The organism is Gordonia sp. SCSIO 19800, assembly GCF_018132775.1.
Taxonomy (GTDB): domain Bacteria; phylum Actinomycetota; class Actinomycetes; order Mycobacteriales; family Mycobacteriaceae; genus Gordonia; species Gordonia hongkongensis.
Genome location: NZ_JAGRQM010000008.1, coordinates 171,451 through 190,729 on the forward strand (window position 1 = coordinate 171,451; position 19,279 = coordinate 190,729).

Consider the following 19,279-nt stretch of genomic DNA (forward strand, 5'->3'; position numbering starts at 1 on the left):
GATCCGATCGGCACGACATCGCGGTCCCCGACCGGGCAAGGCAGCCCTTACAGCGGCAGGTAGTTCTGCAGCTCGAACGGGGTCACGAGGCTGCGGTAATTGGTCCATTCCGTCCACTTGTTGCGCAGGAAGTAGTCGAACACGTGCTCGCCGAGGGCCTCGGCGACCAGCTCCGAGTTCTCCATCTCCTTCAGCGCGTCGGCGAGGCTGCCGGGGAGTTCCTTGTAACCCATCGCGCGACGCTCGGCCGAGGTGAGTGCCCAGACGTCGTCCTCGGCCTCGTCGGGCAGCTCGTAGTCCTCGTTGATGCCCTTGAGCCCGGCGGCCAGCAGCACCGCGAAGGTCAGGTACGGATTGCAGGCGGAGTCGGGGCTGCGGACCTCGATGCGGCGTGACGACGCCTTGTTCGGCGTGTAGAGCGGGAGGCGGATCAGCGCCGAGCGGTTGGCGCCGCCCCAGGTGGCCGCGGTCGGCGCCTCGCCACCGTGGATGAGCCGCTTGTAGCTGTTCACCCACTGGTTGGTGACCGCGCTGATCTCCGAGGCGTGATGCAGGATGCCGGCGATGAACTTCTTCCCGGTGGCCGAGAGCTGCATCGGGTCGTCGGGGTTATGGAAGGCGTTGAGGTCGCCCTCGAACAGGCTGAGGTGGGTGTGCATCGCCGAACCGGGGTGCTCGCTGAACGGCTTGGGCATGAACGTCGCCCACACGCCTTCGTTGATCGCCACCTCCTTGATGAGGTAGCGGAACGTCATCACGTTGTCGGCCATCGACAGCGCGTCGGCGTAGCGCAGGTCGATCTCCTGCTGACCGGGCGCACCCTCGTGATGGGAAAACTCGACCGAGATGCCCATCGACTCCAGGGCCTCGATCGCATGCCGCCGGAAGTTGGGCGCGGCGTCGTGGACGGCCTGGTCGAAGTACCCCCCGGAGTCCGCCGGAGTCGGCACCGACCCGTCCAGGGGCGCTTCCTTGAGGAGGAAGAACTCGATCTCGGGGTGGACGTAGCAGCTGAAGCCGAGGTCGGCGGCCTTGTTGAGCTGCCGGCGCAGCACATGCCGTGAGTCGGCCCAACTGGGAGTGCCGTCGGGCATCGCGATGTCGCAGAACATGCGTGCGGAATGGTGCCGACCGGCCGAGGTTGTCCACGGCAGCACCTGGAAGGTCGACGGATCAGGCTTGGCCACGGTGTCGGCTTCCGAGACCCGGGAGAATCCCTCGATGGACGAGCCGTCGAAGCCGATACCCTCGGCGAACGCGCCCTCGAGTTCGGCCGGGGCGATCGCCACGGACTTCAGATAACCGAGGACGTCGGTGAACCACAGTCGGACGAAGCGGATGTCGCGCTCCTCGAGGGTCCGCAGCACGAATTCCTTTTGGCGATCCATGGTCGCCGACATTAGAAGTACGCTGTTAAATCCGTGTTACACGCGCAATTCCAACTCGATGTGCTGCAGTTTTACGGACTCAATCCCACATCGTGAGACGTCCGACCAGTAGCTGGGACGCGGGGCCGGGCACGAAATCCCAAGTGAACTGCCGACAGAGTCGCACACGGCGCTCTCGACCCCGTCCGCGCGTGTGACCAATCGCATACACATGGCAGGTCACAACAGGTCGTCCTAGTGAAACAATGGCCTACGTCCGTGTTCAACCCGGGTACCCGCCGCGCCTCTCCGGCCAGTCGGGACTCGAGGCAGAAAAGAGACAACGATGTCCGATTCCTCGGTTTACGGCGCGTCCGCCCCCGCCCAGTCCGCCAAGCGACGCGTGACCCGCATCCACCATCTCGCGCAGATGAAGGCCGAGGGCGAGAAGTGGTCGATGCTCACCGCATACGACTACTCCTCCGCCCGCATCTTCGACGCCGCCGAGATCCCCGTCCTGCTCGTCGGCGACTCCGCCGCCAACGTCGTCCTGGGCTACGACACCACCATCCCGGTCACCGTCGACGAGATGATCCCGCTCATCCGCGCCGTCGTACGCGGCGCACCGCATGCACTCGTCGTAGCCGACATGCCGTTCGGCAGCTACGAGATCGGCCCGCAGCACGCCCTCGAGAACGCATTCCGGATCTTCAAGGAGACCGGTGCGCACGCGGTGAAACTCGAAGGCGGTGAACGCGTCGCCCCGCAGATCGCGGCGCTGACCGCGGCCGGCATCCCGGTCATGGCCCACATCGGGTTCACCCCGCAGAGCGTCAACGGGCTCGGCGGCTTCCGTGTCCAGGGCCGCGGGGACGGCGCCGATCAGCTCGTCGCCGACGCCATCGCCGTCCAGGAGGCGGGCGCCTTCGCCGTGGTGATGGAGATGGTGCCGGCCGATCTCGCCGGTCAGATCACCCGCAAGCTGACCATCCCGACCGTCGGCATCGGCGCGGGCAACGAGACCGACGCGCAGGTCCTCGTGTGGCAGGACATGGCCGGACTCACCCACGGCAAGACCGCGAAGTTCGTCAAGCGCTTCGCCGATGTCGGAGGCGAATTACGCTCGGCCGCCGAGCAATACGCCGACGAGGTGCGCCGCGGAGTGTTCCCCGGCCCCGAACACAGCTACTGAGAGCCCGGACGTCAGCACTACGCTGACGTCCATGCGGAACTTCTACCCGGAGATCGAGCCCTACGCCTCCGGCCATCTCGACGGCGGCGACGGCCAGCAGATCTACTGGGAGACCTCCGGCAACCCGGACGGCAAACCCGCCGTGTTCGTGCACGGCGGGCCCGGGGGCGGGACGTCCCCGGCGCAGCGCCGGTTCTTCGACCCGGCGAAGTACCGGATCGTCCTGTTCGACCAGCGCGGCTGCGGACAGTCCCGGCCCCACATCGCCGACGGCGCGAACCTCACCGTCAACACGACACCGCACCTCATCGCCGACATGGAGCGCCTCCGTACTCATCTCGGGATCGACCGCTGGCAGGTCTTCGGCGGTTCCTGGGGTTCGACACTCGGTCTCGCCTACGCGCAAGCCCATCCCGACCGCGTCACCGAACTCGTGCTGCGCGGCATCTTTCTGCTGCGGCGCAGCGAGATCGACTGGTACTACAACGGCGGGGCCGCCCACATCTACCCCGACCTGTGGGAGAGCTACCTCGAGCCCATCCCCGTCGACGAACGCGACGGCGACCTCGTCGCCGCCTATCACCGCCTGCTCACCTCCGGGGACGCCGCGACGGCCCGCGCCGCCGCCCGCGCCTGGACGGGTTGGGAGCAGGCGACCAGCTATCTCCTCCCCCGCCCCGACGAGGAGTCGGACGGTTCCTCGGCGGACGACCCCCAGAAGAAGGACACCGACCGCTTCGACCTCGCCTTCGCATCGATCGAGAACCACTACTTCGTCAATCACGGATTCCTGCGCGACGGTCAGCTCCTCGACGAGATCGACACGATCGCCTCCATCCCCGGCGTGATCGTGCAGGGCCGCTACGACGTCGTGTGCCCGATGCGCAGCGCCTGGGACCTGCACCGCGCCTGGCCGGCTGCCGATCTCCGCATCGTCGCCGACGCCGGGCACGCATCGTACGAGCCGGGTATCAGACACCACCTGATCGAGGCCACGGACCGGTTCGCGCGGTAGCCGACGCCAGTACTCCGCACGCACCACTAAGCTCGACGGACAGCCGTCGAGAAACCAGGAGGAACAGGTGGCCGCATCCGAGCAGGTCGAGGTGGAGCTGAAGTTCGACGTGGACGCCGGACACGTGGCCCCCGACCTGCGGGTGCTGCCCGGTGTCGTGTCGGCGACGACCCCGGAGACGTTCTCACTCGACGCCACCTATTTCGACACCGAGAACCTCGACCTCGCCGGCAACAAGATCACCATGCGTCGGCGTACCGGCGGAAGCGACCAGGGCTGGCACCTCAAGCGCCCCACGGGCATTCCGGGAACCCGGCGAGAGCTGCACGTGGGCTTCGACGAGGCGCCCGCGGACGGCGACGTCCCCGACGCGCTGTCGACACCGGTCCTGGCCCACATCCGCGAACGCACCCTGATGCCGGTCGCCGTCATCTCCACGACGCGCACCGTGACCCGGTTGCTCGGCGCCGACGACGAGCCGCTCGCCGAACTCGCCGAGGACCTCGTCACCGCCCAGTCGCTCCTGCCCGGCGGTCACAGCCAGCAGTGGGCGGAGTGGGAGTTCGAGCTCCTCGCCGGTGGCACGCCGAAGCTCCTGAAGGCCGCCGACAAAGCGCTGCGTGCCGGGGGCGGCCGCGAGGCGTCGAGCGCGTCGAAACTCGCCCGTGCGATCGGCGCCACCCCGACCGTGCACGAACCGCGCCTGTCCAAGCGACCCACCGCACTCGAACTCGTCGTCACCGACATTGCGCTGCACCGCAATTCGCTGGTCGCCTACGATCCCCTGGTGCGCGTCGACGCCCCCGACGCGGTGCACCAGATGCGCGTGGCGTGCCGCCGCCTGCGCAGCGTGTTGTCGGGCTTCCCCACCGTCCTCGACGCCGAGCGCACCGCCCACATCGGCGCCGAGCTGAAGCTGCTCGCCCAGATCCTCGGCGACGCACGCGATTCAGAGGTGCAGCTCGAGTTGAGCGAATCACTGCTGCGTGGCGAGAACGCCTCGCCGGAGCTGCTCGCCGAGCTCGCCGGCACCGAGGTCACCGCCCACGATCGCGCCCTGCGCGCGGCACACGCCGCGATGTCGTCGAAGCGGTACTTCGCCCTGCTCGACAGCATCGACGGCCTGATCGCGTCGCCCCCACCGGGCCCCGACGCCGACATCCCGGCGACCACGGTCGTCGACAAGGCGATCGCCCGCAGCCGCAAGCACATCCACCGCGCACAGGCTCGTCTCGCCGGCTTCGCCGAGGGTTCCGACGAGTGGGAGGAGCAGCTGCACACCATCCGCAAGCGCGCCAAGCGGCTGCGCTACAGCATCGACGCGACCGAACCGCTCGGGAAGAAGAAGTATCGCGAGGTCGGCGTGGCGGCCAAGAAGATCCAGTCCGCGCTGGGCGATTTCAACGACACCCGGATCAACCGGACGCGACTCGCACAGATCGCCTCGGCCGGCACCCTCGGCGGCCCCGACATGTTCGTACTCGGCCGGATCGACGCCCGGCTCGAGGCCGACGGGCACCGCGCGATCGCCGCGTACCGCCGAGTCGCCAAGGAACTCTGACCGAACACCTCACACCTTGCGGAACTCCACCGTCCGGGTCACTTCGTCGGCTTTGGTGAGTTCGACGACCACGCGGTCGCCGGGGCGTAGATCACCCGCGCAGCGCGCGACCACCGGCGGATCGGACAGGAAGATCTGCGCCTGCCTGCGCTCGGTCGCGCCCGACATCACCAGCGCGTCGAACCGCTCACCCACCCGTTCCCGCAGAATCACCGCTTCGGCGAGGTCGATGCTCGCGCGATCCGCGGTGGCGCCGAGCGTGTCGGCCGACCGCAGGATCTTGGGCAGCGTCGGCAACGCGCGGTGCACCCAGTCCGGTACCGGCGTACCGGATGCGATCGCCAGACACACCTCGGTGGCGAACCGGTCCCCGAGCCGCCGCAGCGGTGCGGTGACATGGGCATAGAGCCCACCGATCGCCGAATGCCGCATCAGCGCGTCATCGACGGGCTCGTCGGGTCCGGTGAGGGCGAGGTAGTTGGCACCCCGCATGAGCCCGGCCGCGGCCGATTGCAGGGCGAGCGTGCTCGGTTCGCCACCCGGTAGCCCCGCCAGGAACCGGCCCACCGGCAAGCCGGCCGGCCACTGCACCCCGAGGGCCCGGGCAGCGGCGCGCAGATCCTCGATCGCGTCCTCCTCGGCCGGCGGCAGGGTGCGCAGCAGCCCGACACCGGCCTCGACCATGATCGTGCCCGCGCACATCCCGGCCAGCAGCGACACCTGCGAGTTCCACATGTCGGCGGGTGTGTGTGCCTCGAGATCAAGACGCCACCCGTCGGCCGTGCGGACGACCGTCTGGTCGGGCAGGTCGAGTTCGACCGCGCCCCGCGCCAGCGCGACCTCGCGTCGCAGTTCGCCGAATGCGGGCAGGGCGGCGATGGCGGGATGCAGCCGGCCGGCGGCGGCATCGGCCGAGACCCCGGCGTAGTCGAGGCGCGCAACCGAGGCGATGCGGGACCGCCGCACCCGGACATCGGTCACCGATCCGTCGCCGGCCACCCGGATGGTCCACAGCACACACAGTCTGACCTGCTCCGGCAGAAGGGAACCCGCGCCCTCGGACAGTGCGCGAGGGTGCAACGGGACCGACCCGTCCGGGAAGTACACGGTCGCGCCGCGTCGCCGGCTCTCCTGGTCGAGAGCACCTTCGGGGGTGATGAGTGCCGCGACATCGGCGATCGCGTAGTCGACGACGAACCCGTCGCCGTCGGCGGTGAGGTGCACCGCCTGGTCGAGATCTCGGGAGGTCGGCGGGTCGATCGTGACGAAGGGGACGCCGGTGTGGTCCTCGCGGACGTCGGCGTACCGGTCGGCACCCGGAGCGCCGGAGTCGATCATCTGCGCGGTGGCCCGGGCTTCGGCGAGGGCATCGTCGCCGTACTCCTCGTCGACGCCCAGTTCGGTGCGTATACCGGCGAAGTCGATGTCGGGGGCGGAGAGGATGCGCTTCACTCCCCCAACCCTAGAGAAGAGTGAGGCGAACGAGTCGGCACGTAAGCCGGATCCTGTTCCCGCACGGTCGTGAGACCGCGTGGGCGGCGACCATCCATCTGGGCACACCGTCGCCGGGTACCTCGAGCGGCCCACCCGCGGGCTGGGGCGAGCAGCCCTCGTGACGCCCGCGCACACGCACCGCGAGGTGCGTGCTTCGGCCTTGCTCCGGGTGGGGTTTACCGAGCCGGCACGGTCACCCGTGCCGCTGGTGCGCTCTTACCGCACCGTTTCACCCTTACCGACCTCGCGGCCGGCGGTCTGTTCTCTGTGGCACTGTCCCGCGGGTCACCCCGGGTTGCCGTTGACAACCACCCTGCTCTGCGGAGTCCGGACTTTCCTCGATGCGCGGCGTGACGGGAGACCGCCCGTTCCGCGCACCGCGGCCGCCCGGCCGACTCGTTCGCGCACCCAGGATACGGCAGGCGTCGGGCGGACCCTCGACGGCGGCGTCAGACGCGCCAGTGCGCGGCGTCGTTGACGAGCCGCACGACGGAGCCGCCGTCGTCGAAGTACTCGGCGATCGACACCGACGCGAGGTCGAGGTGCAGCCGGAACAGCAGTTCGGGTCCGACGCCGAGCGCGTCCTGCAGCAGCGTCTTGATGGGCGTGACATGCGAGACCAGCACCACGGTCTGACCCGGATACCTCTCCAGCAGTTCGGCTTTCGTCCGCGAAATGCGTTCGGCGACCTGCGCGAAGCTCTCCCCGCCGGGCGCGGGCACGGTGATGTCGGACAGCCACGCGCGGTGCAGATCCGGGTCACGCTGCGACGCCTCGGTGAACGTCAGACCCTCCCAGTCACCGAAGTCGTTCTCGATCAGCCCGGGATGTTCGACGACGTCGATCCCGGTCAGGGCGGCGACCTCCTCGGCCGTCGACCGTGCACGCCGCAGCGGCGAGGTCACGATCGCGGCGATCCCCTCCTCGCGCACCACGCGCGCGGCGGCGGCGCGGGCCTGGCGTCGGCCCTCGTCGGTGAGGTCCGGGTTGCCCCGCCCGGAGTAGCGCCGCTCCACCGACAGCGGCGTCTGGCCGTGCCGGAGCAGGATCAACCGGGTCGGATCGCTGCGCCGACCCTGCCACGACGGCGCCTTGGTCGCCGAATCATGCTCGGGGACTGACTCTTCGGCGGTCGCGGTCACGAATCTAGATCCCGGACTCGGCGGTGCGCACGAGGATCGCGCCGCACTCTTCGCACCGGATCACCTCGTCGGACTGTGCCGCGGCGATGGTGGCGATGGTCCCGCGGTCGAGTTCCATCCGGCATGCACCGCATCGGCGTGCACGCAGCAGGCCGGCGCCGATGCGGCCGCCGGCGCGTTGCTTGTCGTACATCGCGAGCAGCGGCGCATCGATCTCGGCTTCGAGGGTCTCGCGGCGCTCCCGCGCGCGCGACAGGTCCTCGTCGATGGTCTCGAGGGACTTGTCGCGCCGGACCTGTGCTTCGGCGACCTTCTCCTCGAGGTGGCTGATGGTCGCCGCGGCGCGGGTGCGTTCGGATTCGACGGCCTCCTGCTGCTCCATCAGCGACAGCATCTCGTCTTCGAGCACCGCTCGCCGGCGACCCAGGCCCGCGAGTTCGTGTTGCAACTCCGACAACGCTTTCGGCGCCAGGCCACCGGCGGTCAACAGGGCCGAGTCCTTGGCCTCACGGTTGGCCATACCGGTCACCTCGGAGTCGATCCGGCGGTACTCGCGTCCGAGGTCCTCGGCGGCGATCTCCGCGCGCACCAGATCGTCACGGGCGGCATCGATCGCGGAGTTGTGTTCGGCGATCTCGGCGTCCTCCGGCAGGGTCTTGCGGCGATGGACGAGACGATTGATCTCGGCATCGGAGTCCGCGAGATCGAGCAGCAGTCGCTGCACGGCGGCGTCGACTTTCATTGCGGTCTCCTCTTCGGCGAAAGTCCCCCCACCGTACGCGGGGGGCGCGCGAGTGCCGGCGGCGGCTCGGTTTCTCCCGAGTCAGCCCGCACTGTGCAGCGCGAACGGATCGGTCGGCGCCTCGAAGACACTCACCGGCGTGCCCAATTCGGCCTCGAGCAGCGCATCGACCTGCGCACACCACGGGAACTCGGTCGCCCAGTGTCCGGCGTCGACCAGGGCCGGCCCGCCGTCGCGCAGACTCTCGTCGACCGGATGATGACGGAGATCACCGGTCAGGTAGACGTCGACGCCGAGACCGCGGACACGTCCGAGCAAGGAGTCCCCGGCTCCGCCGCACACCGCGACGGTCCGTACCAGCGCGTCCGGGTCTCCCGCGGCGCGGACACCCGCCGGGGTGCGCAACACCCGGGCGGCCTCGGCGACGAAATCGCGCAACGTCATCGGCTCGGTGAGCGACCCGACGCGGCCCAGCCCGACATCGCTGCCCAGGTCGGCCAGTTCGAACACGTCGAAGGCCGGCTCCTCGTACGGGTGCGCGTCGCGCAGAGCGCGCAGGACGCCGGCCCGCAGTCCGCGCGAGGCGACCATCTCGACCCGGGCCTCGTCGACGTGGGTGCGCATCCCGATCTCGCCGATGGTCGGTGAGGCGTCCTCGCCGGCCTCGAATTGCCCGGTTCCGACGACCGTCCACGAGCAGTCCCGGTAGTCGCCGATCGCCCCCGCACCCGCGGCGAACATCGCCTCGCTGACCTGCTCGACGTTGCCCTCCGGCACCATCACGACCCACTTGTCCATTGCCGCAACCGGTTTCGGGTCGATGGGGACGGTGCCGCGCAGCCCGAGCCGGTCGGCCAGCGCGTCGGAGACGCCGGGCCGCGCACTGTCGGCGTTGGTGTGTGCGCACAACAGCGCGATCCCGTTGCGGATCAGCCGATGGACGATCCGGCCCTTGGGGGTGTCGGCGGCCACGGTGGTGACACCGCGCAGGAGGAGCGGGTGATGGGCGACGATGATCCCTGCGCCGGCCGCGACCGCGGCGTCGACCACCGCATCGGTGACGTCCACGCACACCAGCACGCCGCGCGCCGGGTCGGCCCGGTCGCCACACACCAGACCGACCGCATCCCACGATTCGGCGAGGGCGGGCGGATAAGCCCGCTCCACGACGTCGACCACGTCGCCCACCGTCACAGTCGCGTCAGACGCGTTCGCCGGTTCCACTGTCGATCTCCTCTCGTACCAACTCGATCGCCCGCGTGAGCGCGCGGACCTGCGGAAGTGCCCGGACGGCAAGACGAAGATGCGAGTCGCCGAGGCCGACGAAATTGGCGCAGCTGCGCACCGCGAATCCGTGGCGGATCAGCCGCTGCTTCACCTCGGTGGCGTGGGCCATCTCGACGAGCAGGAAGGGCGCCGCGGGCTCGGCCGCCACTCGGAGCCCGATCCGCGTCAGCTCGGCGACCATCTCGCTGCGCTCGTCGGCGACCCGCCGCGCGACCGCGGCGCAGTATCGCTGCCCCTGTTGCTCGACACAGGCGGTCAGCGCGGCCAGCGCGGGGGTCGACACGGCCCACGGTCGTCGGCCGGCACGGAGTCGATCGAGCAGGTCGACCGGCCCGAGCAGATAACCCGCGCGGAGTCCAGCGAGACCGAAAGTCTTTGTCACACTGCGGATCACGAGAAGGTCGGGCCAGTCGACCGAGGCGAGGGACTGGGGTTCGAGTGACCCGTCGGCGCCCAGGGTGAGGTCGGCGAATGCCTCGTCGACGACGAGGATCCGTCCCGGCCTGCGCAATGCGGCGATGGCCTCGACCGGGTGCAGCACCGACGTCGGGTTCGTGGGATTGCCCAGGATGACGAGATCGGCGTCGTCCGGCACGGCGGTCCCGCCGTCTCCCGGACCGGGCAGCTCCCAGGGTGCGGCCAGCGCGACCTGCGTGATCGGGATGCCCGCGGCGCGGAGCACGACCTCCGGCTCGGTGAACGACGGTTGGATCAGGGCCGCGTGACGAACCCCCAGCCGCGGGAGCATCTCGAACCCGTCGGCGGCTCCGGAGAGCAGCAGCACTTCCTCGGGGCGACGGCCGTGTGCCGCGGCGATCGCGTCGACGGCTCGTCGCTCCTGCGCTCCGGTCGGATATCGCGCAAGATCGTCGAGTCCCGACCGGATGGCGTCGAGGACGAACGCCGGAGGTGTACCGCGGACGTTCACGGCGAAGTCGACGAGCCCCGGCGTGGCGTCCTGGTCGCCGTGACGTTCCGGGTCGGTCAGATCGGCGCGCGGCGGCGGTGTCCCGGCCGGGCCGGTCTCGACGTCGAGCGCGTCGTACCCAACTGTCATGTGTTCAGACCTTACGTGCACGATGGAGAGGTGACGACGACGCCGGATCCCCGCCATCCCGAGACCGTCCTACTCGTCGACCTCGACGGCACGGTCACCGACAGTTTCGCAGGTATCGAGAACAGCTTTCGGCATGCTCTCGCCGTGGTCGGGGCGCCCGAGCCCGACCCGCGCATCGTGGCCGGCATCGCCGGGCCGCCGATGATCGACACGCTGAATGCCCTGGGCCTCTCCCCCGAGACGGCCGACAAGGCGATGCGCGCGTACCGAGAGCGATACACCGAGGTGGGCTGGCTGGAGAACTCGGTGTTCGACGGGATGGCCGAGCTGCTCGCCGATCTGGCCGCCGGCGGCCGGACCCTGGCGATCGCGACGTCGAAGAACCAGACCACCGCGCGTCGGATCCTCGAGCACTTCGATCTGGCCGGACACTTCCGCTACATCGCCGGGGCCAGCGACGACGGTACCCGCCGCGAGAAAGCCGACGTGATCACCTCCGCCCTCGCCGAACTCGGACTGCCCACCGACCCGCAGACCGGGCACGTGACCACTCCGGTCGTGATGATCGGCGACCGCAGCCATGACGTGCTGGGCGCGGCCGAATTCGGCATCTCAGCGATTCTCGTGCGGTGGGGTTACGCTCTGGGCGGGGAGGACCAGGGTGCGACCTGGGTGGTCGAGTCCGTGGCCGAACTCCGCGACGTCCTGGGTGCGTGACCTCGTACCCGACGACCGGCTGAGGCGCACATCGACTTGTTGAGGTAGCAGTGTCTGACGAACTTCACATCTGCTTCGTGTGTACGGGCAACATCTGCCGGTCACCGATGGCGCAGAACATCTTCCGAACGGCACTCGACGACGCCGGACTCGGCGGCAAGGTGCGTGTGTCCAGTTGCGGGACGAGCGGCTATCACATCGGTGAGCCGGCCGACAATCGCGCGCGAACCGAATTGGTCGCGCACGGCTACTCCGACGCACATGTCGCCGCGTTGATCGGACCTGAACATTTCGAGGCCGACCTTCTGCTCGCGATGGACGAGGGCCACGTGCGCGAACTCGAACGCAAACGTCTCGGCGACCGCACACGACTGCTGCGCTCGTTCGATCCGTCCGCGCCCGCCGACGACCTCGATCTCGCCGACCCGTACTACGGCACCCCCGACGACTTCGTGGTGACACGCGAACAGATCGAGGGTTCGATGCCGGGCCTGATCGACTGGGTGCGGGCCGAAATAGGGGTGTCCTGATCCGAAAGAACCACAAAACCGCCGGTCTGTCCTCTGCTCCCTGAGGAGCGCTCGGAGCTTGCGGAGGGCGCGTCACGAAGGGTCTGCCGACCGAGGTTGCGAAGACCCTCGTGACGCTCGCAAGTGTCTCGCGTACCTGCGCCGATTTGTGACCGACAGACTTCAACTCGACCCCTGGACCTCGATCGAAGTCTAGGAGTCGAGTTGAAGTCTGCCGGTCGCCGGCAACGCCCTCTCCTCAGCGGCCAAGCAGTGCGGGTGCCGGGAGCCCAGATCTCAAGCCGCCGGCGCGATGAGATTGTGCACGAAGCGGATCTTGGTCAGAACCGTCTCGGGCAGCACGAATGGGTAGAGGTCGGGATGGCCCATCGACCGGTTGATCTGGTTGAGCGCCCACGTCAGCGGTAGCCACTCGTCGATGACCCGGTCGAATCCCACGTCCCCGGGCGGCACCCCGTCGAAGGTCGTGCCCGCGGGCGCCATGGCGAACGCCGCTGCGGTGTCGAGCGTGTCGCGGATGTGCAGGTAGTGCGCGAACGTCTCCGCGAAATCCTCCGCCGGGTGCATCGTCGCGTATGAGGACACGAAGTCCTGCCGCCAGCCCTCGGGAGCGCCCTCGCTGTAGTGGCGGTCGAGAGCCGCCTGATAGTCGTCGTCGGGGTTTCCGAACAGCTCCTCGAAGCCCGCTCGTCGCTCGTCGGTGATGAGGACGAGTTGGTAGTAGTGGCCGATCTCATGCCGGAAGTGCCCGAGGACGGTCCGGTACGGTTCGGCGAGTTCGACGCGCATCTGTTCGCGGTGGACGTCGTCCCCCTCGGCGAGGTCGAGGGTGATGACGCCGTTCGCATGACCGGTGATGACCGACTGCTTCGCACTGGAGAGCAGGTCGAAGGCCAGCCCGGACTCCGGGTTCTCCTCCCGGGTCTCGATGGGGAGCCCGAGTTCGTCGAGTTCCAGGATGAGGCGACGCTTGGCGGTCTCGGTCTGGCCGAAGATGACCAGCGCCTCGGGATCGTCGTCGCCGGGACGGGTACGGGTGAGGCGGCACGACTCACACATGGTCGGCTTGCCGCTCCACTTCACCAGCCAATTGCATTGCGCGACCTTGGTATTGGCACAGCGTTCGAGCAGCACGCCGTCCACCTCCACGCGCGCCTGGTCGTCGAGGACGTGGATAGTCCTGGTCTTCAGCCAGAAGCCGAGCGGGCTCCGGCAGTTCAGACACAGACTGTTCTCGAAGGAGAGACGCTGACCGCACTTCAAGCAGAGGAAGTCTCGCATTTCGATCAGGCTACCCCCGCTCGGTAGCCTGGGCGGTGTGCACGTACTGCGAACGATCCTCCGGCCCGGGTGGATTGCCCTCGGTCTCGTGGTCGCGGCGTTCGCGGTGGCCTGCTTCACCCTGCTCGCGCCCTGGCAGCTGGGCAAGAACTCCGACACCGAACGCCGCAACGACCTGATCCGCACTGCCACGTCGATCGAGACGGCACCGTTGGCGGAGGTGGCGCCGTCGTCGACCTTCGTGCCGTCCTCGGAGTGGCGTTCGGTCGCGGTGACCGGGCGGTACCTGACGGACCGGCAGGCTCTCGTCCGGCTCCGCAACGTCGATCAGCGCCCCGCGGTGGAGGTGCTCACCCCGTTCGCGGTCAGCGGGTCCGACCGGGTCATCCTCGTCAACCGCGGTTTCGTCCGCCCGGTCGAGGGAGCGGTCCCCGACATCCCGGCCCCGCCCGTCGGCGAGCAAACCGTCGACGGCCGCATCCGGGCCGCCGAGAGCGTGAGCACCGACCGCGGCACACGCGTCGAGAACGGCGCACTGACCGTCGCGACCATCAACCCGGGGCTGGTGTCCGCGGCGACGTCCACCCCGATGGACGACTTCTACCTGCAGCTCTCCCCCGACCAGCCGGGCTCGCTCGGCGAGATCCCGCTGCCCCAGCTCGACACCGGCCCCTACCTGTCGTACGGCCTGCAGTGGCTCGCCTTCGGCGTGATGGCCCCCCTCGGCGTCGGCTACTTCCTCTACTCCGAGATCCGCGCCCGTCGCCGGGCTGCCGCTGCGGCCACCGAGACATCGGCGACCGCGGCCGCCGGCACCGCCGTCGACCAGCCGTCCGACCCGGTCGCCGCTGCCACCACGACCGTCGAGTCCCGCTCCCAGCGCCGGCAGCACCGTCGAGAGGAATTGCGGGCCGCCGCCGGGACGACGGTGACCCAGCAGGTCGGCGACATCGGCCATGGCCCGCGCGCCGGTGACGAATCCGGCGACGTCCGCGACAAGCTCACCCGGCGATACGGCGGCTGAGCCGCCTCGCCGCGGCTCCGACGCCCGGTCGTACCACGGCGACGACCGCGCAGGTGAGCACCGTCGCGCGTTGCACGCGCCGCGACAAGGCGACCGCGGCTCGGAGATCGGCCGGCCCCGGCGCCGGTCCGGAACCGAGCGTCGGACGCATCTCGACGCCGTACGGGTAGACGGTCCGACCGCCCAGCTGCACCCCCAGCGCCCCGGCGAACCCGGCTTCGACGACCCCCGCGTTCGGACTCGGGTGGGCACTGCTGTCCCGGCGCCACGCCGCGATCGTCCGCCGCGGGGCGCCGCCGATCACCACCAGCAGCGAACCCGCCAGCCGCGCGGGCAGCAGGTTCACGAGATCGTCGAGGCGCGCGGCCGCCCAGCCGAAGTTCCGGTAGCGCTCACTCCGATAGCCGACCATCGCATCGAGCGTGTTGACCGCCCGATACCCCAGCACTCCGGGGACACCCGCCAGTGCACCCCACACCAGCGGACCGACGGTCGCATCGGAGGTGTTCTCGGCGATCGACTCGAGAGCTGCACGGCAGAGCCCCGCCTCGTCGAGTGACTCCGGGTCCCGGCCGCACAGGCTGGGAATGAGCGCTCGCGCACCCTCGAGGTCCTCGGCCTCCAACGCTTGCGCGACCGCATCGCCGACCCGACACAGCGACGTGCCGCCCAGCGCCACCCACGTCGACGCCGCGGTCACCGCGACGTCGACAACGCCTGCAGATCGCCGACCGGGCAACGCCGCGAGCGCCACCGTCGAACCGACCATCACCCCGACCAGCCCGACGCCCGCCGCCCGCGAGTCCCGGTACATACGCCGCTCGACCGCACCCGTCAGCCGTCCGAATCCGGCCACCGGGTGACCGCGCGACGGATCACCGAACAGCTCGTCGAGCACGAACCCGGCCACCAACCCCGCCGCGGTGACGTCACCACGACGGCGATCGGGGTGCGGACTACGGAAACGCGACGGTCTGGGCACCGCGCGATGGTATCCACCCGGGCTCGTGTGCCTCCGGCCCGCTCGCTTCGCTCCCGGCGCCGGCACCCATTCGGCCCGCTCGCTTCGCTCCCGGCGCCGGGCCCGTGCCACACTTGGCCCCCGTGGCCCGGACAACCGCACACCCGACACCCGGTCGGTACGACATCGACACCGGCGTCGCCGAGTTGAGCCCCGACACCATCGCGGGCGGGTGGCTGCTGACCATCAACGGGGCGCACAGCTCGCACATCCACCCCGACGACCCGACCGCGCTCGACTTCGACTACCTGCGGCAGATGGCGGCCGTCATCGACGAACGGCACCCGACGACCGATCGACTCCGGGTCCTGCATCTCGGTGGGGCGGCCTGCGCATTGGCGCGCCACCTCGACCACCGCTACCCGGACGCCCGCCAGGTGGCCGTCGAGATCGACGCCGAACTCGCACGCCTCGTACGGGAGTGGTTCGACCTCCCTCGTGCGCCGAAACTCCGGATCCGGGTCGGCGATGCGCGGCAAGTCGTCGAGTCGCTGCAGCCGGGCACCCGCGAGGTCGTCGTACGGGACGCGTTCGCCGGCGATCGCACCCCACGGCACCTCACGACGCGCGAATTCACCGAACGCGTCCGCGACGTTCTCGTCCCCGGCGGCCTGTATCTCGCCAACTGCGGCGACAGCCGGGACCTCGCCGGCGCCCGCGCCGAAGCCGCGACCGTCGGATCGGTGTTCGACCATCTCGCGCTCATCGCCGACGCCGCGATGTTCAAAGGTCGACGCACCGGCAACATCGTGATCGCGGGCAGCGACACCCCGCTCGATCCGTCGGCCTCCCTCGTCCGCACCCTGCTCAGCGATCCGCTACCGGCGCAAATCCTCTCCGGTGACCGGGCCCGCGAGTTCGCCCGCGGCGAGGCCCTGACCGACGAGCCGTGAAGCACCGGGGTGGTCGCGCGGCCGCCCGCCGGACGCGGTGTCGTGACCCGGCTGCCGGCACACGCTGCACACCCGTTGTCGCCAATGGATAGGGTTGGGTTCGATCCCGACGCCGAGGAACCGAGGATGACGTGAGCGATCCATCGTCGCGTGCGGGTACGACGCTGGGTCCGTACCGCATCGACAGACTCCTGGGTCGTGGCGGGATGGGTGAGGTCTACGAGGCCTACGACGCCGTCCGGGAACGCCGCGTCGCCCTGAAACTCCTGCCCCCACACTTGGTGCACGACAAGGACTTCCGCGAGCGCTTCGAGCGGGAGTCGAAGACCGCGGCGAAGCTCTCCGACCCGCACGTCATCCCGATCCACGACTGGGGCGAGAAGGACGGCGTCCTCTTCATCGACATGCGGCTCGTCGACGGGCAGGACCTGCGCAAGCTGCTCGCCGCCGGTCCGCTGCCCGCCGCCCGGGCGGTTGCGATCCTCGGCCAGGTGGCGTCGGCTCTCGACGCCGCGCACCGCAACGGCCTCGTCCACCGAGACATCAAGCCGGACAACATCCTCGTCGACGCCGACGACTTCGCCTACCTCGTCGACTTCGGCATCGCGCAGGGCGCGAGCGACAGCCGCCTCACCCAGATCGGGACCGCGCTCGGGACACTCGCCTACATGGCGCCGGAGCGGTTCGGCGACGACCCCGCCGGGCCGAGTTCGGACAACTACGCGTTGGCCTGCGTGTTGTACGAAAGTGTCACCGGTCAGACCCCGTATCCGGTGAAAACCGACCAGGGTCTGATGGCCGCGCACATCACCAAGGAACCGCCGACGATGGGCGGTCCGCTCGACCCGGTCATCGCGCGTGGACTCGCCAAGGATCCGGCGCAGCGCTATCCGACGGCGCGCGAACTGATCCGGGCCGCGGCGTCGGCGCTGACCGAACCGCCCGCGTCGTCGGCACCGCCGACGGTGACACCGCGCATCGTGACACCGCCCCCGATGGCCCCGCCCACCTACGCGCCCGGAGGGGCCGGCGCCGACGCGTTTCGCAAGCCCGGGAGTCCGGTCCCCTCGGATCGCACGGTCATCTCGCCCGGCACACCCGCGCCCGGACAGCCCGGCAGCGCCCCCGGGTTCGGGCCACCGCCGGGACAGTCCGGCCCGCAACGACATTCGGGTCCCCAGTCCTATTCGGGCCCCCAGTCGCATTCGGGCGCGCCGTCCTACCCGGGTCCCCAACGCTCGGGTCCCCAGTCCTATTCGGCTCCCCAGCGCTCCGGCCCGCAACAGTTCTCCGGCCCGCAACAGTTCGCGGGCCCGGGCCAGTGGGGCACCCCGACCGCCCCGCCGCGGAAATCGAACACCGGACGGAATGTGGCCATCGCGGTGGGTGCCGGGCTGGTCGTGATCGCGCTGGCGGTCACCGGCATCATCGTGGTCCTGGCCGGTTCGGGCGGCGGCGACCCGGCCCCGCCGAGCACGTCGACCAGCGCGATCCCGGCGGGCACCGTTGCGTGCGACTACCCGACACGAACCGCGGTCGGCGGCATCACCCAGCCCGCTCCCGCCCCGAGCCAGCCGAACACCGGAACGGTCGACGCGCAGATCCCCATTGCCGGCCAGGGCACGATCGACCTGACGCTCGACCGTGCCGAGGCGCCCTGCAACGTGGGGGCGATGGTGTCGTTGATCGAGTCCGGTTTCTACGACAACAGCAAGTGTCACCGCGCGTCGCGGCAGTACCTCATCTGCGGCTCGTCCGGCGGCCGGGAGGGCACCAACCCGGGCTGGACCAGCCCGGACGAGCTGCCCGAGAACCTGCCGTCGGCGGGCACCGACGACGACGGCGTACCGCAGGTCACCTATCCGCGCGGCACCGTCGGCATCCTCGATCTGCCAGACGACGAAGGCGCGACCGGCTCGACGACGTTCTTCCTGCTCGCCGACGACACCGACCTCCCGCTGACCTACTCGACCGTCGGCACCATCGACCCGTCCGGACTCGCCGTCCTCGACAAGGTCCTGGCAGGCGGTTTCACCCCGAATGCCCCGGGTGCGGCGTCGGGCCCGCCGAAGCAGAACCTGCTGATCCAAAAAGCGACCGTCGGCGGGTGACCCGCGGAGTCCATGTGGATCCAGTTGCGGTTTGTCCCGGCAACCGGGACAAACCGCAACCGGAATTCTGGGCCATCACCGATCGGCGCGCGCACAGGCACGGATCGCGGTGCTCTCCGTGAGCTCGACGCCGCGTTGGGTGGGGTTGCCGCCGCTTGGTGGTTGGGCCTCCACCCGAAAGAGCCCCGAAAACACCTCGTGGCCACCGGTTCTCACAGAGCGCATACGCGCTCGTCAGCGACTGCGGTGGTCCGGCACCGCCGCTTGACCGACGCCGACGTCACCACGCACGCCGACCTCAGGGTCACCGCAGCGGCGCTCACCGTCCTCGACGCCTCCGCCGAACTCGGAATCGCTGTCCTCGATTCGGCTCTTCTCTCCGGCGCGGTGAAACTCACCGACCTGCAGGCCGCACACTCGCGCTACCCCGGGCGGCATGGTTCTCCGGCCATCACTCAGTACTTGCGACTCCTCGGCGACGGCGCGCGATCGGAGGCGGAGCGAATCGTGGCCACGTTGTTTCGCGAGTCGGGCATAGTGAGCTGGACACCGAACGTGAGCGCCGAGGGATATGTCATCGACGTGGCCTTCACCCGGGAGAAGCTGGCTGTCGAAATCGACGGATTCGACTATCACCGCGATGTCACGACGTTTCAGCGAGACCGGACAAAGCGCAATGCGCTCATCGCCGCGGGCTGGACCGTCGTGAACTTCACCTGGGCCGACATCGTCGAACGCGGCGATCAGGTGGTGACCACGGTGAGAAATGCGTTGAGCCGTTCGGCCGCCTGATCCGGTTGCGACTTGTCCCGCAAAGCGATACAAACCGCAAGCGGATCAAGACG

At 69.6% G+C, this 19,279-nt stretch carries 16 protein-coding genes, 1 other RNA gene and 1 pseudogene; 9 read left to right on the forward strand and 9 right to left on the reverse strand.

Annotation, left to right across the window (positions count from 1 at the left end):
• Positions 1–47 precede the first annotated feature (47 nt).
• Positions 48–1,388, reverse strand: a complete 1,341-nt coding sequence (gene glnA / locus KB201_RS11885) for a type I glutamate--ammonia ligase (protein ID WP_065630066.1) — start codon at positions 1,386–1,388, stop codon at positions 48–50.
• A 325-nt stretch (positions 1,389–1,713) separates the two neighbouring features.
• On the opposite strand from glnA, the gene panB reads away from it, so the two are divergent.
• The 3 genes from panB to KB201_RS11900 all read left to right on the forward strand — a co-directional run bounded on the left by panB (position 1,714) and on the right by KB201_RS11900 (position 5,135).
• Positions 1,714–2,559 (forward strand): 3-methyl-2-oxobutanoate hydroxymethyltransferase, encoded by an 846-nt coding sequence (panB, locus tag KB201_RS11890; protein ID WP_058253120.1) that lies wholly within the window; start codon positions 1,714–1,716, stop codon positions 2,557–2,559.
• A gap of 31 nt (positions 2,560–2,590) precedes the next feature.
• Positions 2,591–3,574, forward strand: coding sequence for a prolyl aminopeptidase (gene pip / locus KB201_RS11895; RefSeq protein WP_068971680.1), 984 nt, complete (start codon positions 2,591–2,593; stop codon positions 3,572–3,574).
• Positions 3,575–3,641: 67 nt separating this feature from the next.
• Positions 3,642–5,135, forward strand: coding sequence for a CYTH and CHAD domain-containing protein (locus KB201_RS11900; RefSeq protein WP_068971679.1), 1,494 nt, complete (start codon positions 3,642–3,644; stop codon positions 5,133–5,135).
• Positions 5,136–5,144: 9 nt separating this feature from the next.
• Here the strand turns inward: KB201_RS11900 and KB201_RS11905 are convergent, their stop codons facing one another.
• The 6 genes from KB201_RS11905 to cobC all read right to left on the reverse strand — a co-directional run bounded on the left by KB201_RS11905 (position 5,145) and on the right by cobC (position 10,857).
• The gene (locus KB201_RS11905; RefSeq protein WP_068971678.1) at positions 5,145–6,587 is read right to left on the reverse strand and encodes an RNB domain-containing ribonuclease; all 1,443 of its coding nucleotides are present in this window, start codon (positions 6,585–6,587) and stop codon (positions 5,145–5,147) included.
• A gap of 26 nt (positions 6,588–6,613) precedes the next feature.
• Positions 6,614–7,028: RNase P RNA component class A (rnpB, locus tag KB201_RS11910), an RNA gene on the reverse strand.
• 50 nt (positions 7,029–7,078) lie between these two features.
• Positions 7,079–7,771: a histidine phosphatase family protein gene (locus tag KB201_RS11915; RefSeq protein WP_068971677.1), complete on the reverse strand. Its 693-nt coding sequence runs from the start codon at positions 7,769–7,771 to the stop codon at positions 7,079–7,081.
• 4 nt (positions 7,772–7,775) lie between these two features.
• Entirely contained in the window at positions 7,776–8,513 is a 738-nt protein-coding gene (locus KB201_RS11920; RefSeq protein WP_058253125.1) for a zinc ribbon domain-containing protein, read from the reverse strand.
• Positions 8,514–8,594: 81 nt separating this feature from the next.
• Entirely contained in the window at positions 8,595–9,737 is a 1,143-nt protein-coding gene (locus KB201_RS11925; RefSeq protein WP_068971676.1) for a Nif3-like dinuclear metal center hexameric protein, read from the reverse strand.
• On the reverse strand, positions 9,715–10,857 hold the full coding sequence (cobC, locus tag KB201_RS11930) for an Rv2231c family pyridoxal phosphate-dependent protein CobC (RefSeq protein WP_211539344.1): 1,143 nt from the start codon (positions 10,855–10,857) through the stop codon (positions 9,715–9,717). Before cobC ends, KB201_RS11925 begins: the two co-directional genes overlap by 23 nt.
• A gap of 30 nt (positions 10,858–10,887) precedes the next feature.
• Here cobC and KB201_RS11935 point away from each other — a divergent pair, with 30 nt between their 5' ends.
• A complete protein-coding gene (locus KB201_RS11935; RefSeq protein WP_068971690.1) occupies positions 10,888–11,574 on the forward strand; it encodes an HAD hydrolase-like protein in 687 nt (228 codons plus the stop codon).
• Between the two features lie 50 nt (positions 11,575–11,624).
• Positions 11,625–12,104, forward strand: a complete 480-nt coding sequence (locus tag KB201_RS11940) for a low molecular weight protein-tyrosine-phosphatase (protein WP_068971674.1) — start codon at positions 11,625–11,627, stop codon at positions 12,102–12,104.
• A 276-nt stretch (positions 12,105–12,380) separates the two neighbouring features.
• Here the strand turns inward: KB201_RS11940 and KB201_RS11945 are convergent, their stop codons facing one another.
• The gene (locus KB201_RS11945; RefSeq protein ID WP_058253129.1) at positions 12,381–13,385 is read right to left on the reverse strand and encodes a putative zinc-binding metallopeptidase; all 1,005 of its coding nucleotides are present in this window, start codon (positions 13,383–13,385) and stop codon (positions 12,381–12,383) included.
• Positions 13,386–13,422: 37 nt separating this feature from the next.
• On the opposite strand from KB201_RS11945, the gene KB201_RS11950 reads away from it, so the two are divergent.
• Positions 13,423–14,409 (forward strand): SURF1 family protein, encoded by a 987-nt coding sequence (locus KB201_RS11950; protein ID WP_171011517.1) that lies wholly within the window; start codon positions 13,423–13,425, stop codon positions 14,407–14,409.
• On the opposite strand, the gene KB201_RS11955 is transcribed toward KB201_RS11950, so the two are convergent.
• Positions 14,387–15,391: a cobalamin biosynthesis protein gene (locus KB201_RS11955; protein ID WP_137808466.1), complete on the reverse strand. Its 1,005-nt coding sequence runs from the start codon at positions 15,389–15,391 to the stop codon at positions 14,387–14,389. The two genes, KB201_RS11950 and KB201_RS11955, sit on opposite strands and share 23 nt — an antisense overlap.
• Before the next feature lie 122 nt (positions 15,392–15,513).
• Here KB201_RS11955 and KB201_RS11960 point away from each other — a divergent pair, with 122 nt between their 5' ends.
• From KB201_RS11960 to KB201_RS11970, 3 genes and pseudogenes are all read left to right on the forward strand, one after another.
• Entirely contained in the window at positions 15,514–16,323 is an 810-nt protein-coding gene (locus tag KB201_RS11960; protein ID WP_058253131.1) for a spermidine synthase, read from the forward strand.
• Positions 16,324–16,454: 131 nt separating this feature from the next.
• Entirely contained in the window at positions 16,455–18,434 is a 1,980-nt protein-coding gene (locus KB201_RS11965; RefSeq protein WP_068971558.1) for a protein kinase, read from the forward strand.
• Between the two features lie 64 nt (positions 18,435–18,498).
• Positions 18,499–19,226: pseudogene (locus KB201_RS11970) on the forward strand (endonuclease domain-containing protein).
• The last annotated feature ends 53 nt before the right edge of the window (positions 19,227–19,279 follow it).

Coding starts and splice junctions, on each gene's coding strand:
- cobC (WP_211539344.1), bottom strand. CDS start 10,857: ATGACAGTTGGGTACGACGCGCTCGACGTCGAGACCGGCCCGGCCGGG.
- KB201_RS11920 (WP_058253125.1), bottom strand. CDS start 8,513: ATGAAAGTCGACGCCGCCGTGCAGCGACTGCTGCTCGATCTCGCGGAC.
- KB201_RS11945 (WP_058253129.1), bottom strand. CDS start 13,385: ATGCGAGACTTCCTCTGCTTGAAGTGCGGTCAGCGTCTCTCCTTCGAG.
- panB (WP_058253120.1), top strand. CDS start 1,714: ATGTCCGATTCCTCGGTTTACGGCGCGTCCGCCCCCGCCCAGTCCGCC.
- pip (WP_068971680.1), top strand. CDS start 2,591: ATGCGGAACTTCTACCCGGAGATCGAGCCCTACGCCTCCGGCCATCTC.
- glnA (WP_065630066.1), bottom strand. CDS start 1,388: ATGGATCGCCAAAAGGAATTCGTGCTGCGGACCCTCGAGGAGCGCGAC.